Source organism: Nocardioides sp. NPDC087217 (genome assembly GCF_044744805.1).
In the GTDB taxonomy this organism is placed as follows: domain Bacteria; phylum Actinomycetota; class Actinomycetes; order Propionibacteriales; family Nocardioidaceae; genus Nocardioides.
In genome coordinates this window covers 48320-61217 of sequence record NZ_JBIUZB010000005.1, presented here as the reverse complement: position 1 = coordinate 61217, position 12898 = coordinate 48320, and the positions used below count along the sequence as shown (strand labels likewise).

Below are 12898 nucleotides of genomic sequence, written 5' to 3'. Positions count from 1 at the left end.
CGCCGGTAGCCACCGGCCGTGCGCGGCGGCTCCTTCAGCTTCCGATCTCGACGGAGCGGCGTGCCTGGGCCCGGAACTTCGCAGGTGACGAGCCGGCGACGCGGCGGAACGCGGTGCTGAATGCGCTCTCGGACTGGTAGCCCGTGGCTCGTGCGAGCTCGGAGATCGATAACGTGTCGCGGGCGAGGGCGTCGCAGGCGAGGTTCATGCGCCATCGGATCAGGTACTCCAAGGGCGGGACGCCGACATGGCTCTTGAAGGCCTGGGCGAACGCAGAGCGCGACATGTTGCTGATCTCGGCGAGTTCCTTGAGGGTCCAGGGGTGGGCCATGTCCGTGTGCATGGCACGGAGGGCGGCGCCGATGCCGTCGTCGTTCAGGGCGCCCAGCCAGCCGCAAGGCCAAGCTGTCCGGCTGGCGTGAGCACGCAGCATGTGCACGAGCAGGATCTGTGCGAGGTGGTTCTGCACCAGCGGGCCGCCGGCGGCAGCCACCCCGACCTCGTTGGCGAGGAGATCGATCAGCTGCGCGAGCCGCGCGCCATGAGGGTCGCCCGCACGGACGAGCACGAGCGGCGGCAGGAGATCGGTCAGGAGGGCCGCGTTGCTGTCGTCGAAAGCGATGTGCCCGGCGCAGAGATAGAGGTCGTCCTCGGACTCAGGGCCGATGCGCACGAACCCGTCCTCGGCACGCGCCCACACCTGCTCCGCGGGGCGCGGGCGCGCGTCGAGTGTGCTGGCCAGAACGTAGGGCGGCGGGTTGCCCAGCATGAAGGTGTCGCCCTCCCGTAGGAGCACCGGCTCGTGCCCGTCGAGGATCAGCCAGCAGGTGCCGCGCACGAGCCCGCCGATCCGTACGTGCAAGAACGTGTCGAAGCGAATCGCCCACTCTCCCGTGGCCCGGAGGCTGGGCCCCACCACCGTGCGGGGCCTGAGCAGGCCGATGGCGTCAGCCACCGGATCCCGGAAACCGAGCATCAGCAACCTCCTGGACGATATGTAATGAACGCCGGACTCTGCATTATGGATCATACGTCCGTGATCCCGCACTATCGATGTTGCAAGCGCAACCAAGAGCACACGAGTGCAGCCCGGGCACCGGGCAAGAAAGGCAGTCATGTCCGACTTCAACATCCGCGAGTTCTACGACCGCTACACCGAGGCGCTCAACGCACATGAGTTCGACCGCATGGACGAGTTCGTCGCCGAGTCCATCCTCTCCCACGGCCAGCGGGCCACTCGCGCCGATGTCGTTGCGGCGCTCAAGGGCATCGCCGACGCGGTCCCCGACATCCAGTGGGAGATCAAGGAGATCGTGATCGACGCCGAAGGCGGGACGCTGTCGTGCCACTCCATCAACCACGGCACACCCACCAAGGAGTGGCTCGGCGTCGCTCCCACCGGCGCTCGGATCGAGATCGACGAGATCGCCATGTACAAGGTCCGCGACGGGAAGTTCGTGCAGATGTCCAACGTCCACGACGTCGAGGCCCTGAAGAAGCAGCTCGCCAACTGACCCGGTCCAGCTGGGCACCCGAGCAGGTCGAGCCCAGCCAACCGACAGATCGGCATCGATAAGAGTGAAGGAGAAGACTCACATGGGACATTTGGACGGCAAGACGGCTGTAGTCACCGGCGGAAGCAGCGGGATCGGTCTCGCCGCCGCCGTGCGACTGGCGGACGACGGCGCGTACGTGTTCGTCACCGGGCGGCGTGAGGCCGAACTGGAGGCCGCCGTCAAGACCATCGGCCCCGAGCGGGCGACGGGAGTGGCTGGCGACATCTCCAAGCTGGCCGACCTGGACCGGCTCTACGACGCGGTCCGGGCCCGCGGCAAAGGGTTGGACGTGCTCGTGGCGAACGCGGCGGTTGGTACGTTCGTGACGTTGGAGCAGACCACCGAGAAGCACTTCGACCAGACCTTCGGGGTCAACACCCGAGGCACTCTGTTCACCGTACAGAAGGCACTCCCACTGCTCAACGACGGCGCCTCGGTCATCCTGACCGGGTCCACGGCGGCCGACCGCGGCATGGAGGCGTTCGGTGCGTACGCGGCGTCGAAGGCGGCGGTCCGGTCCTTCGCGCGGACCTGGTCGACCGAGCTTAAGGGTCGTGGCATCCGCGTCAACGTGGTCTCGCCGGCATGGATCGAGACCCCCGGGGGCACCGCGGCTTTCGGCGACGAGGAGACCGCCCGGGCCATGAAGGAGCATGTCGCCGCGACCGTCGCCAAGGGCCGCATGGGTCAGCCCGAGGAGGCCGCCGCGGTCGTGGCGTTCCTGGCCTCGGAGCAGAGCAGCTACGTCGTCGGCTCGAACCTCTACGTCGACGGCGGCGCGAACCAGATCTGAGAAGTGCTGGAGGAGGATCGGAAGAGCAGCAGCAACACATCCTCGTTGGGCATCGATGTTCTCCTCATGGGGTCGGACCGCGGTAACTCATCCAGAAGTCGACGGCTGCCGGTCGAGGTCGGGGTGCCATGCCGCTGTACGAGTCGAATTCCATGACCTGGTCGGGCTCCTCCCCCACACTCGGCCAGGCCGGCAGCCCGGGTCCGTTCGGATCTCCGGTGGTGACGAAGTTGAGCCAGTGGCCGCGCATCTGGTCGCGCAGCCTGAAGTCAGCGTCGGTGTAGTCGGCGTCGCCGTCCTTGCCGAGGTTGTCGTAGGCGTACATGACCTCGGCGCCGTGGTAGGCGCCGTACTTCTCCAGGCCCTTGTCCGGCGGGGTGTGAGTGAAGAAGTACAGGTACGCAGGAGCGCGGCCGCTCTGCGTCTGCAGGCGCGCCCAGCGGTGCATCGCCCGAGTCATGACCTGGTCGGTCTGGGACTGAAGGAGCGAGTCGAGAACCTGGTCCTCGGTCCTACCCGGGTAGAGGTCGCGGAACCGTTCGGCGGCGTCGCCGTACTTCTTCTGCACGGATGCCGCATAGGCGTCCACGTCGTCATCCGGCGGGGAGGCAAGTGCAAGCGAGCTCTCGTCCGCGTTGCTGCCGACGAGCAGGGGCACGTCGAGCTGGTCACCGCTGGCGTAGATCTGCGCGGGCGACCGATCCAGTACGTGACCGTCGACCGAAGGCCGCCAATGCGGGCCGACCACCGCGGCCGCCTCCGTGATCCGATCGATGGGCATACGCCGCATCTCCCTGATGGTGGCGTCGCCCAGCTCCTGCGTCAGACGCCGACCGGCCTGTTCGGCGACGGCCCTGGTGTCGGCCTGGTCGCCATCGGCGGTATCGCCGGTCGTGCCCATGCACGCCCCGCTGGCGCCGATGATGCCGTCGACCAGCCCCTTGGCCAGGGGCGTGGCACCCAGGGTGCACACACTCTCCCCACCGGCGGACTCTCCGGCGACCGTGACCCGCTCGGGATCGCCCCCGAACGCTGCAATGTTCTGCCGGATCCAGTCCAGCGCGGCGATCTGATCCAGGATTCCGTAGTTGCCCGAGGCGCCGTGCTCCGACTCGGCGGCGAGCTCTGGGTGCGAGAGGAATCCCAGCACACCGAGGCGGTAGTTGATCGTGACCACGATGACCTCACCGCTCGAGGCCAGCGCCTCACCGTCGTACAGCGGCAGAGCACCCGAGCCCGAGACGAAGCCGCCACCCGGGATGTAGACCAGCACCGGGAGCCTGTCCGAGATGGGCTTCGTGCCGCGCCAGATGTTGAGGTAGAGGCTGTCCTCGCTGACCGGGTACGGGTTCAGGAGGGTGTTCTCCAACGGCATGTCGACGATCTGCGACAGGGCTCGGGTCGTGAAGGTCGAGATGCCCTGCACCGGCGCTGGGGAGAACCGGTCCGCCTTGAGTACCTCGGCACGTGGCTCGGGTGGCTGCGGTGCCCGCCACCGCAGGTCGCCCACCGGCGGCTGGGCGTAAGGGATGCCTGCGAAGATCTCGACCGTGCCTGCATCGTTGCGGACACCCGTGACCGGTCCTTCGCGCGTCTGGGCTGCGTCAGTGGGCCGCGGATCGTTCCCACCCGCGACTCGCACTTGGGGCGCCGGGTGGGCCAACACCGCAACGCCGCCGATGACGACCACGGCCCCCAGCCATGCGCCAACCCTGAGGATGCCTCCGCACCTCGACCACCGGGGCGCAGTGACCACGAAGACTGTCATCAACACGCTGACCAGGACCCAGCCCCACCACGGACTGCGGTTGAGCCACAGAAGAATCGCGGCCAGGACAGCCACGACTGTCAGCGATGACCAGAACCGCTGCGACCGCCATGGAGAACTCTGAGCGACCAGATCTTGGAGCCATTCATAGGGATTGAAACCTGACATGAGCGTCTCTCGGTTGGGGCGCTGGTCAGCGCCGGGGTGGTCGGTGTCCGCACGCCGCAGACTCGGCCCCGGGCGTCTACTTGCAGGGCGGGGTCTCCGTGACAGTCCGTGGGATCGAACCGGTCCGATGCGGCGCATGCCAGGGCGACCGGCAAGGATCGTGAAGGGCAGCCATGCCGCTGCCCTCCACGATCCAGCGCTCACATGTGGATCACTTGCGGAGGAACTCCTTGAGCGCAGTGTTGACCTCGTCCGCGTGGGTCCACAGGAGGCCGTGGGGAGCGCCCTCGACCTCGACGTAGTCGGCCTCAGGGACGGCCTTGTGGAAACGGCGGCCCGTGACTTCGATGGGAAGGATGTTGTCCTTGGTGCCGTGCAGGATCAACGTCGGCTTGCCGGCCGCGCGAACCGCCTCGACATCGCTGCGGAAGTCCTCGATCCAGGTCGGGACGACTGCGTACGCGGCCACTGGCGCGCTGCTGATCGCGACGTTCCAGCTGCCGGTGACGGCCTCCTGGCTGATCCGAGAGCCGAGGTTCTCGTCCAGGTTGTAGAAGTCCTTGAAGAACTGGGTGTACCAGGCGTAGCGGTCGTCCTTGGCGGCCGCGGCGATGCCGTCGAACACATCCTGCGGAACGCCCTCAGGGTTGTCGTCGCGCTGCACGAGGAACGGCTCGAGGGACGCGAGGAACGCGAGCTTCGCGACGCGCTCATGCCCGAATCGGGCGACGTACCGCGCGAGTTCACCGGTGCCCATCGAGAAGCCCACGAGTACGACGTCGCTCAGCTCGAGGGTCTCGAGGACCGTGTTCAGGTCGGCGGCGAAGGTGTCGTAGTCGTAGCCGCTGCCGACCTTGGACGAGCGCCCAAAGCCGCGGCGATCGTAGGTGATCACCCGGTAGCCCGCCGCGAGCAGCTCGCGCGTCTGCTTCTCCCAGCTGTGGCCGTTCAGCGGATACCCGTGGATGAGCACCACGGGCTGTCCGGTTCCCTGATCCTCGTAGTACAGCTCGACCGGCGCGCTGTTCTCCTGCCCAACAGTGATGAAAGCCATCATCTTTCCCTTCTGTATGACCAGCACGACGCTGGCAGCTCATTGACGGTGATCATGGTTATCGATGTAGGGGGACATTCGAGGCAGGGTCAGAGCTGTTCCGGCGGTGCCATCCGGTAGACGAACTCACCGAGGCCGGACTGCGAGATCGCGAAGATCGTGCCGGCGAGGCCCTCTTGGGTGGCAGCCATGCTCAGGTCACCCAGACGGACCGCGTCGAACCCGGCATCGTGGCTGAGCCGGCTGACAACGTCGTCGGCCTGGTCGTCGCCGGACCACAGGTTGCTCGGTCGTACGCGAGCATCGGCGACCCGGCCGAAGAGCGAGGCGAAGTTGGTGCTGAACGCCTTGGCCGTAGTCCCGCCGGTCACCGACTTGACGTACTCGGCGTTGGAGGAGAACCCGGCCGGAGGCCGGGCGCCGCCGTAGAGGTTGGTGGCGTCGAGCACGATCTTGCCCTCGAGCCCGGTCACCGATGACAGTGCTGCCTCTACCGCGGCTCCTGGGACCGCGAGCAGCACGGCTTCGGACCCGCTGGCGTCACCACCGTCTCGACCCAGCCTGAGCACGCGGTGGCCGGCCCGCTCCCACAGATCGGCCAGTCCGCCGCCGATGTTGCCGCGCCCGATCACTGTGATGTTCATGCTTTCCACGTCCTGTCCTGGTGCTCGATGAGGCGAAGGGCGCCGGAGGGGCAGCGCCCGATCACTTCTCGCAGGGTCTGAGCGGTTCCCTCCGAATCGGCCTGCGTGGGGTCGATCCACGGCCGCGCCGCAGGATCGAAGACGGCGGGCATCCCGCGTACGCACTCGGCCGCGTGCTGACACACATCACCGTCGAAGGAGACGTCGACCACGGGCCCGGTGTAGGTCTTGCGCGCCATGGTCAGTCCTTCGCCGTCGACGGGGGCACACGCTTGACGAGTGCGACGTACTCGCGGTGGTTCCCGATCCAGCCCTTGATGAAGGGGCACAGCGGCATCACCTTGCGCTCGCTGGTGTCGCGGACGTCGTCGAGCGCGAACCTGGCGAGCGCGGAGCCGACGCCCTTCCCCTCCAAGGCGGGGTCGACCTCGGTGTGGGTGAACACGATCAGGTCGGTGGCGAGGATGTACTCCGCGAACCCCACCACGGTTCCGTCCACACGCGCTTCGTAGCGCAGACGCTCTGGGGCATGTGCGACCTCGATATCGATGTCTGTCATCTCTCGTCCTTGCTAGCGGTCCGCCGTATTTGTTTGTGCGCACAAGTATCCTAACCCGCGCAGGCAAGTTGCTCCTTCGACCGTAAGGACCACATACCATGCAGTTCGGGATCTTCAGCGTCGGGGACGTCACCCAGGACCCGACCACCGGCTACACCCAGAGCGAGGCGGAGCGCATCCGCAACATCGTCCGCATCGCGCAGCGGGCCGACGAGGTGGGTCTGGACGTCTTCGCCATCGGGGAGCACCACAACCCGCCGTTCATCCCGTCGTCGCCCACGACCCTGCTGGGTCACATCGCGGCGCTGACGAAGCGCATCATCCTCAGCACCTCGGTGACGCTGATGACGACCAACGACCCGGTCAAGGTCGCCGAGGACTACGCGATGCTCCAGCACGTTGCCGATGGCCGGCTCGACGTGATGCTCGGGAGGGGCAACACGGTCCCGGTCTACCCCTGGTTCGGGAAGGACATCCGCCAGGGCGTCGCCCTGGCGCTGGAGAACTACAACCTCCTCCACCGGCTGTGGCGCGAGGACGTCGTGGATTGGGAGGGCAAGTTCCGGACGCCGTTGCAAGGGTTCACCGCGACGCCGCGACCTCTCGACGATGTCCCGCCGTTCGTCTGGCACGGCTCGATCCGAACTCCCGAGATCGCCGAGCAGGCGGCGTACTACGGCAACGGGTTCTTCGCCAATCACATCCTGGCCCCCAATCTCGCCTTCAAGCCGCTCGTCGACCTCTACCGCAAGCGGTTCGAGCACTACGGCCACGGCACCGCTGAGCAGGCGATCGTCGGACTCGGTGGGCAGGCGTTCATCGCTCGCCGGTCGCAGGATGCGGTCGAAAGGTTCCGCCCGTACTTCGAGGCGTTTCCGGTCTTCCGTGGGTCGAGCCTCGAGGACTGGATGACGGGTACGCCGCTGACGGTCGGCAGTCCGCAGGAGGTCATCGACAAGACCCTGACGTTCCAGGAAGGCTTCGGCGACTATCAGCGCCAGCTCTTCGCGGTCGACGGCCTCGGCCTCCCCGTCGAGGTCGCACTGGAGCAGGTCGAGATCCTCGGAACCGAGGTCGTCCCAGTTCTGCGCAAGGAGATGGAGTCACGCCGCGCACCCGGCGTTCCCGAGGCACCAACCCACGCCTCGTTGGTCACAGCCAAGTACGGCGACGCCGACCCGCGCCAGCCGCGGCCGAACCCGAATCGTGGCGACAACCTGTCCGGCCCCTCCCCCTACCACGACAGCGACCCGAACGTCGCGGCCCAGTTCCCGGCGGCGCTCTGATGAGCGATGTGACCATCGCGGTCCTCAACGCCGGCGTCAGCGACCCATCCTCGACCCGACTCCTCGCTGACCGAGCGGCCCAACGTACCGCCGACGCCCTGGGTGACTCCGACCTGAGCGCGACGTTCCGCTCGATCGATCTGTCGACGATCGCGGTCGACGTCGCCCAGGCGCTGGTCTCAGGCATGCCGACCCGACGGATCTCCGCCGCCATCGACGACCTTGCAGAGTCCGATGCGATCATCGCTAGCACCCCGGTCTACAAGGCCGGAATCAGCGGGCTGTTCAAGTCCTTCGCAGACCTTCTCGACAACGACCTGCTCATCGCCAAGCCCGTCATCCTTGCTGCCACCGGAGGCACGAGCCGGCACGCCATGGTCGTCGACGAGCAGCTCCGGCCACTGTTCGCGTTCCTGCGTGCGATCCCAATGCCGACATCCCTGTACGCCGCCCCCGAGGACTGGAGCTCACCAGATCTGGGCGACCGGATCACTCGAGCCGGCGGCGAGCTGGCCATCTTCCTGCGCAACGGAACCGGCGCCCAGATCGCCGAACAGAACTGGCGCCACCATCGGCACCAGTTCGGCGGCAACGCCACGGGCGCACCACAATCGATCAGCGACGTCGACTTCTCAACCGACCTCATGCGTCTCGCGACTGGTGGCGAAACGGAGCAAGGAACGTGAAGGTACTCATCCTAGGCATCAGCGGCGCGATCGGCACTCTGTTGGCCGACAAGCTGTCCGCCCGCGGTATCGAGGTCTGCGGGCTGGTCAGAACCCCAGCCCAGCAGGCCGACCTCGCTGCCCGAGGCGTCGAGACCACACTGGGCGAGTTGAGCACGATGTCAGCCCCGGAGCTGGCAGAGGCAATGACCGGATCCGATGCGATCGTCTACACCGCCGGCTCCAACGGCGGCGCCCGCGACGTCACCAAGGCCATCGACGGCGACGGAGTTGTCAAGGCCCTGGAGGCGGCACGCCTGGCGAAGGTCAACCGGTTCCTACTGGTCTCGGTGCTTCCCGAGTCGTGGCGCGAGCGGGACAACCCAGAGGAGGTCGAGTACTACTTCGCCGTCAAGAAGCAGGCCGACATCGCCGTCACCCGCAGCGACCTGGACTGGGTGATCCTCCGACCGTCGCTGCTGCTTGATGAGCCTGCCGTCGGCACGATCTCACTCGGCCCGGCGGAGGCCCATGGCGAGATCGCCCGTGCCGACGTTGCTGAGACCCTCGCCGAACTGCTCCACGAGCCGCGCATCCGACGACAGATCCTCGAGCTCAACGCCGGCATGACCCTGATCCGCGAGGCCGTCCGGGCCAACGTGGACAAGGACTGAGCACACGGCGGCCCCAACGAGCAGCGACCCGAAGGCTCAGGCCCGGCAACGGCCGATGGTCAGCGACCTCGGCGGCGAACCGGCGGTCCGACCTCGGCCTGAGCGATCGCCTCGAGTGCATCAGCGAACGCGGCCAGATCGACGTTCTGGAGATGATCCATCACGTGACGACGAACGCTCTCGAGGTGCACCGGCCAAGCCTTCTTCAGACACTTCAACCCAGCTGGGGTCAAGCACGCCAGCTGGCCGCGACCGTCCGCCGTTGAACGGACCCGCTCGACCAAGCCCGTCCGCTCCAACCGCTCGACGACGCGGGTCAGCCCGCTGACCGAGATCGAGACATAGTTGGCGAGCTCGCTCATGCGCAACGAGCGCTCGGGTGCCTCGGACAGGTTCATCAGCACGGTGTACTCCGTGAGACTCAGGCCCTCCGACTGCATGAGATCGGAGTCGAGCACCCGCGGAATCACCACGACTGCCCGCCCCAGCGCACGCCAGGCAGTCTCCTCCTCGGGCGACAGTGGGGGTACCTCCCCAGCTGCTGTACGCCGACCATCCATACCAACGAGGCTAGCGGGTAGTTGCTTGACGTAATAACGATCCGGGCGGCTGAAGCCACCTAGGGCTCAGGCGACATGGCGGCTCCGGAAGGAGGTCGGCGAGGTCCCGTGGAGACGCTTGAAGGCCGCACTGAGGGCGAACGGGTTGGCGTACCCGACGCGGGCGGCGATCGCCGACAGGGTCAGATCCGTGCCGATCAGCAGGTCGGCGGCCAAGGCGAGGCGCCACCGGGTCAGGTACGCCAACGGCGGCTCGCCGACGTGCTCGGTGAAGCGTCGTGCCAGAGCGGCTCGCGAGAGGCCGACCTGCTCACCGAGGCCGGCGACGGTCCAGGGCAGCTGCGGGTGCTGTTCCATCGCTCGCAGCACCGCGGCCACCGCGTTATCAGCCGGGAGGGCCGGGGAGGCCGAGAGCACCTCACGCACAGCTTTGACCACGAGTACGTCCAGCAGTCGGTCGAGCAGGGCCGCCTGGCCGGCCTCCTCACGCACCAGCTCTGCGGACAGGAGGTCGAGAACGGCAGTGTCGAAACCGCGCAGCACCACGCTGGTCGGCAGCCGGGACAGCAGCAGCGAGCCCACCGACGTCTCGCGCTCATAGGTCCCGATGAGCATCACGGTCGCCTCCGGCGAGCGACTGTTCCCCCAGGTGCGTACGCCCAGTGCCAGCTCCTCGGCCAGCAGGGCCCCGCTCGGGTCGACACAGACCTGACCGGGCAGGATCCGGATGTCGGCGGGGCGATCGGCCGAGTCGGCGATGACATAGGTCGCGGGCCCGCGGCACACGATCACGTCACCCGCTGCCACGTCCTGCGGTCCCTCGCAGTCGGTGAAGACCGCCTCGCCGCGTGCGATCGCAATGACCGTGAGCGGCACCTCGTCCTCGGCGGTGATCGACCACTCGCCGGCGAACACCGCCTTCAGCAGGAAGGCGGCCTGGGCGCGCGGACCGTCCATGAGCAGATCCAGTGACGACATGGTGAGACGATAGCGCATGCTTCCTGGAGCCAGACGTATTCTATCGTCGCTCTCGGCAAGCCAGATTAGAGGCATGACAACTCTCATCACCGGCGCCACCGGCAAGACCGGCCAGCGCGTCGCCCGCCGCCTCCACACCCTCGACCACGACGTACGTGCCGTCACCCGCCACTCGGCACCCCGGTTCGACTGGCACGACCAGACCACCTGGTCCGAGGCCGTCGACGGCTGCGCGTCGGCCTACCTGACGTTCCAGCCCGATCTCGGCCTGCCGGGTGCCGACGAGATCATCGGCGCGTTCGCCGCCCAGGCGGTCGCCGCCGGCTGCAGCCGGCTCGTACTGCTCTCCGGCCGCGGCGAGGAGGGTGCCCAGCGAGCCGAGCAGGCCATGATGGCCTCGGGCGCCGAGTGGACGATCCTGCGTTCGGCCTTCTTCATGCAGAACTTCACCGAAGGTGCGTTCGCGGACGAGCTCGCGGCCGGTTCGCTCACCATGGTCGAGCACAACGTCGCCGAGCCGTTCGTCGACGCCGACGACATCGCCGACGTCGCCGTCGCAGCCCTCCTCGACAAGGGCTACGTCGGCCGCGTCCTGGAGCTCACCGGGCCTCAGCTGCTCACCTTCGAGGAGGCCGCGCAAGCCATCGGCGGACCAGCCGTCGCCTACCAGCCCGTGCCCACCGAGGACTACATCGCGGTCCTGACCGCGGCCGGGTTGCCGGCCGCAGACGCGGCCGGACTGGCGTACCTCTTCGAGGAGGTTCTCGACGGACGCAACGCGTACGTGACCAGCGACGTCGAGTTGGTCCTGGGCCGCGCGGCCCGAAGCATCGATGATCTCGACCGGGGTGAGCAGTCATGAGCGAGGTCGTACTCACCGGCGCGAGGCTGCTCAACGGCGTCACCGCCGGCATCTACATCGCCTTCCTGGTCGCCTTCATGCCGGCGCTGCACGGCCAGCCGGACGAGGTCTACACACGGGTCATGAACCGACTCAACGTGGTCATCGTCAACCCTGTGTTCCTGGCCTTCTTCCTGGGCGCCCCGCTTCTTACCCTGGTCCTCCTCGGCTGGCACCGGACCCCGCTTTCCATCAGCGCCGCCGTCCTGGCCGTCGCCGCCGTCGTCATCACCTTCGCGGCGAACCTGCCGCTGAACGACGCCCTGGCCAACGGCGGCGCCGTGTCCTCGTTCGAGAAGCCGTGGCTGGTCTTCCACACCCTCCGAACCCTCACCGCGACAGGTGCCTTCGTCCTGCTCAGCCTGCCCGGGACGGTCACCCGGTAGAGGCCCGCGGCCTCACAGCATGCCGGTGAGAACGCCGCCGTCGGCGCGGAGGGCGGCGCCGTTGGTGGCGGACGAAGGCGGGCTCGCCAGGTAGACGGCAAGGTTCGCGATCTCGTCCGGCTCGATGAAGCGCTGCAGCAGCGACGTCGTGTTGCCCGAGGCGACGGCGCTCTTCAGTTGCTCGGCCGGCACCCCCTGGCCCTGGGCGATGCTCTCGATGGCCGCCGCTACGCCGTCGGAGTACGTCGGCCCGCCGAGGATCGTGTTGACCGTGACACTCGTGCCGCGAGTGAGCTTGGCCAGGCCGTTGCCCAGGGCCAGGGCCCCGGCCTTGGTCACTCCGTAGTGCGTCATGTCGGCAGGGACATTCACCCCCGACTCGCTGCTGACGAAGATGATCCTTCCCCAACCCGCGGCCAGCATCGCGGGCAGCGCATGCCGCGACAGGCGGACCGCGCTCATGAGGTTGACCTCGAGGTAGCGCTGCCAGTCGTCGTCGGAGATGTCCTCGAACGCCTTGACCTCGAAGATGCCGACGTTGTTCACCAGGACGTCGACCTCGCCGAGCCTGCCCATCAGCTCGCGCACCTGACCAGGACGCGCGAAGTCGGCGGCGATCCCCGACACGTCAGCGGTCGGGACCAAGGCACGGAGCCGCCCGACGGCATCGTCCACCCGATCGACGGTGCGTCCGTTCAGGACCACGGCCGCACCCTCCGCGGCGAGCGCCCGCGCGACGGCGAAGCCGATGCCCTGCGTCGACCCGCTCACGAAGGCCCTCTTGCCGTTCAGAGCCATGTCCATCTCGTCTCCTTCATCGGCCGACTCCGACCATTTGACTTGCTCAGGAAAGTCAACTGTAAGCAGATTGACTTGCTCGAGCAAGTCAGTCGAGCAACTTCGCCC

Annotated in this window: 16 protein-coding genes; 7 read left to right on the top strand and 9 right to left on the bottom strand. The window is 67.4% G+C overall.

Features of this window, described 5'->3' with window-relative positions:
* Nucleotides 1-34: 34 nt before the first annotated feature.
* Entirely contained in the window at nucleotides 35-976 is a 942-nt protein-coding gene (locus ACIO3S_RS21020; RefSeq protein ID WP_400467679.1) for an AraC family transcriptional regulator, read from the bottom strand.
* Between the two features lie 139 nt (nucleotides 977-1115).
* On the opposite strand from ACIO3S_RS21020, the gene ACIO3S_RS21015 reads away from it, so the two are divergent.
* Both ACIO3S_RS21015 and ACIO3S_RS21010 read left to right on the top strand, forming a co-directional pair.
* Entirely contained in the window at nucleotides 1116-1514 is a 399-nt protein-coding gene (locus ACIO3S_RS21015; protein ID WP_400467677.1) for an ester cyclase, read from the top strand.
* Nucleotides 1515-1596: 82 nt separating this feature from the next.
* Nucleotides 1597-2349 (top strand): SDR family NAD(P)-dependent oxidoreductase, encoded by a 753-nt coding sequence (locus ACIO3S_RS21010; protein ID WP_400467675.1) that lies wholly within the window; start codon nucleotides 1597-1599, stop codon nucleotides 2347-2349.
* A gap of 64 nt (nucleotides 2350-2413) precedes the next feature.
* Here the strand turns inward: ACIO3S_RS21010 and ACIO3S_RS21005 are convergent, their stop codons facing one another.
* The 5 genes from ACIO3S_RS21005 to ACIO3S_RS20985 all read right to left on the bottom strand — a co-directional run bounded on the left by ACIO3S_RS21005 (nucleotide 2414) and on the right by ACIO3S_RS20985 (nucleotide 6542).
* Entirely contained in the window at nucleotides 2414-4039 is a 1626-nt protein-coding gene (locus tag ACIO3S_RS21005; RefSeq protein WP_400467673.1) for a carboxylesterase/lipase family protein, read from the bottom strand.
* A gap of 457 nt (nucleotides 4040-4496) precedes the next feature.
* Entirely contained in the window at nucleotides 4497-5339 is an 843-nt protein-coding gene (locus ACIO3S_RS21000; RefSeq protein WP_400467671.1) for an alpha/beta fold hydrolase, read from the bottom strand.
* 89 nt (nucleotides 5340-5428) lie between these two features.
* Nucleotides 5429-5983, bottom strand: coding sequence for an NADPH-dependent F420 reductase (locus ACIO3S_RS20995; RefSeq protein WP_400467669.1), 555 nt, complete (start codon nucleotides 5981-5983; stop codon nucleotides 5429-5431).
* Entirely contained in the window at nucleotides 5980-6222 is a 243-nt protein-coding gene (locus ACIO3S_RS20990; protein ID WP_400467668.1) for a (4Fe-4S)-binding protein, read from the bottom strand. Before ACIO3S_RS20990 ends, ACIO3S_RS20995 begins: the two co-directional genes overlap by 4 nt.
* A gap of 2 nt (nucleotides 6223-6224) precedes the next feature.
* Nucleotides 6225-6542 (bottom strand): GNAT family N-acetyltransferase, encoded by a 318-nt coding sequence (locus tag ACIO3S_RS20985; protein WP_400467666.1) that lies wholly within the window; start codon nucleotides 6540-6542, stop codon nucleotides 6225-6227.
* A 98-nt stretch (nucleotides 6543-6640) separates the two neighbouring features.
* On the opposite strand from ACIO3S_RS20985, the gene ACIO3S_RS20980 reads away from it, so the two are divergent.
* The 3 genes from ACIO3S_RS20980 to ACIO3S_RS20970 are packed head-to-tail and all read left to right on the top strand — an operon-like array spanning nucleotide 6641 to nucleotide 9167.
* Nucleotides 6641-7828 carry a CE1758 family FMN-dependent luciferase-like monooxygenase gene (locus ACIO3S_RS20980; protein WP_400467664.1) on the top strand — a complete coding sequence of 396 codons (1188 nt, stop codon included), beginning with the start codon at nucleotides 6641-6643 and terminating at the stop codon, nucleotides 7826-7828.
* Nucleotides 7828-8514 (top strand): CE1759 family FMN reductase, encoded by a 687-nt coding sequence (locus ACIO3S_RS20975; protein ID WP_400467662.1) that lies wholly within the window; start codon nucleotides 7828-7830, stop codon nucleotides 8512-8514. Before ACIO3S_RS20980 ends, ACIO3S_RS20975 begins: the two co-directional genes overlap by 1 nt.
* Complete coding sequence (locus ACIO3S_RS20970; protein WP_400467660.1) at nucleotides 8511-9167, top strand: NAD(P)H-binding protein; 657 nt, start codon at nucleotides 8511-8513, stop codon at nucleotides 9165-9167. Before ACIO3S_RS20975 ends, ACIO3S_RS20970 begins: the two co-directional genes overlap by 4 nt.
* Before the next feature lie 59 nt (nucleotides 9168-9226).
* Here ACIO3S_RS20970 and ACIO3S_RS20965 read toward each other — a convergent pair whose 3' ends face one another.
* Both ACIO3S_RS20965 and ACIO3S_RS20960 read right to left on the bottom strand, forming a co-directional pair.
* Nucleotides 9227-9727, bottom strand: a complete 501-nt coding sequence (locus ACIO3S_RS20965; RefSeq protein WP_400467658.1) for a MarR family winged helix-turn-helix transcriptional regulator — start codon at nucleotides 9725-9727, stop codon at nucleotides 9227-9229.
* Nucleotides 9728-9793: 66 nt separating this feature from the next.
* A complete protein-coding gene (locus ACIO3S_RS20960) occupies nucleotides 9794-10705 on the bottom strand; it encodes an AraC family transcriptional regulator (protein ID WP_400467656.1) in 912 nt (303 codons plus the stop codon).
* A gap of 73 nt (nucleotides 10706-10778) precedes the next feature.
* Here ACIO3S_RS20960 and ACIO3S_RS20955 point away from each other — a divergent pair, with 73 nt between their 5' ends.
* Both ACIO3S_RS20955 and ACIO3S_RS20950 read left to right on the top strand, forming a co-directional pair.
* Nucleotides 10779-11567 (top strand): NAD(P)H-binding protein, encoded by a 789-nt coding sequence (locus ACIO3S_RS20955; RefSeq protein WP_400467654.1) that lies wholly within the window; start codon nucleotides 10779-10781, stop codon nucleotides 11565-11567.
* The gene (locus ACIO3S_RS20950; RefSeq protein WP_400467652.1) at nucleotides 11564-11992 is read left to right on the top strand and encodes an anthrone oxygenase family protein; all 429 of its coding nucleotides are present in this window, start codon (nucleotides 11564-11566) and stop codon (nucleotides 11990-11992) included. The genes ACIO3S_RS20955 and ACIO3S_RS20950 overlap by 4 nt, the downstream gene beginning before the upstream one ends.
* A 12-nt stretch (nucleotides 11993-12004) precedes the next feature.
* Here ACIO3S_RS20950 and ACIO3S_RS20945 read toward each other — a convergent pair whose 3' ends face one another.
* A complete protein-coding gene (locus tag ACIO3S_RS20945; protein ID WP_400467650.1) occupies nucleotides 12005-12796 on the bottom strand; it encodes an SDR family NAD(P)-dependent oxidoreductase in 792 nt (263 codons plus the stop codon).
* Nucleotides 12797-12898 lie beyond the last annotated feature (102 nt).

What these genes read in the sequence shown, in the direction of transcription:
- ACIO3S_RS21020 (WP_400467679.1), bottom strand. Translation starts at nt 976, where the DNA reads ATGCTCGGTTTCCGGGATCCGGTGGCTGACGCCATCGGCCTGCTCAGG.
- ACIO3S_RS21015 (WP_400467677.1), top strand. Translation starts at nt 1,116, where the DNA reads ATGTCCGACTTCAACATCCGCGAGTTCTACGACCGCTACACCGAGGCG.
- ACIO3S_RS21010 (WP_400467675.1), top strand. Translation starts at nt 1,597, where the DNA reads ATGGGACATTTGGACGGCAAGACGGCTGTAGTCACCGGCGGAAGCAGC.
- ACIO3S_RS21000 (WP_400467671.1), bottom strand. Translation starts at nt 5,339, where the DNA reads ATGGCTTTCATCACTGTTGGGCAGGAGAACAGCGCGCCGGTCGAGCTG.
- ACIO3S_RS20995 (WP_400467669.1), bottom strand. Translation starts at nt 5,983, where the DNA reads ATGAACATCACAGTGATCGGGCGCGGCAACATCGGCGGCGGACTGGCC.
- ACIO3S_RS20990 (WP_400467668.1), bottom strand. Translation starts at nt 6,222, where the DNA reads ATGGCGCGCAAGACCTACACCGGGCCCGTGGTCGACGTCTCCTTCGAC.
- ACIO3S_RS20985 (WP_400467666.1), bottom strand. Translation starts at nt 6,542, where the DNA reads ATGACAGACATCGATATCGAGGTCGCACATGCCCCAGAGCGTCTGCGC.
- ACIO3S_RS20980 (WP_400467664.1), top strand. Translation starts at nt 6,641, where the DNA reads ATGCAGTTCGGGATCTTCAGCGTCGGGGACGTCACCCAGGACCCGACC.
- ACIO3S_RS20975 (WP_400467662.1), top strand. Translation starts at nt 7,828, where the DNA reads ATGAGCGATGTGACCATCGCGGTCCTCAACGCCGGCGTCAGCGACCCA.
- ACIO3S_RS20965 (WP_400467658.1), bottom strand. Translation starts at nt 9,727, where the DNA reads ATGGATGGTCGGCGTACAGCAGCTGGGGAGGTACCCCCACTGTCGCCC.
- ACIO3S_RS20960 (WP_400467656.1), bottom strand. Translation starts at nt 10,705, where the DNA reads ATGTCGTCACTGGATCTGCTCATGGACGGTCCGCGCGCCCAGGCCGCC.
- ACIO3S_RS20955 (WP_400467654.1), top strand. Translation starts at nt 10,779, where the DNA reads ATGACAACTCTCATCACCGGCGCCACCGGCAAGACCGGCCAGCGCGTC.
- ACIO3S_RS20950 (WP_400467652.1), top strand. Translation starts at nt 11,564, where the DNA reads ATGAGCGAGGTCGTACTCACCGGCGCGAGGCTGCTCAACGGCGTCACC.
- ACIO3S_RS20945 (WP_400467650.1), bottom strand. Translation starts at nt 12,796, where the DNA reads ATGGACATGGCTCTGAACGGCAAGAGGGCCTTCGTGAGCGGGTCGACG.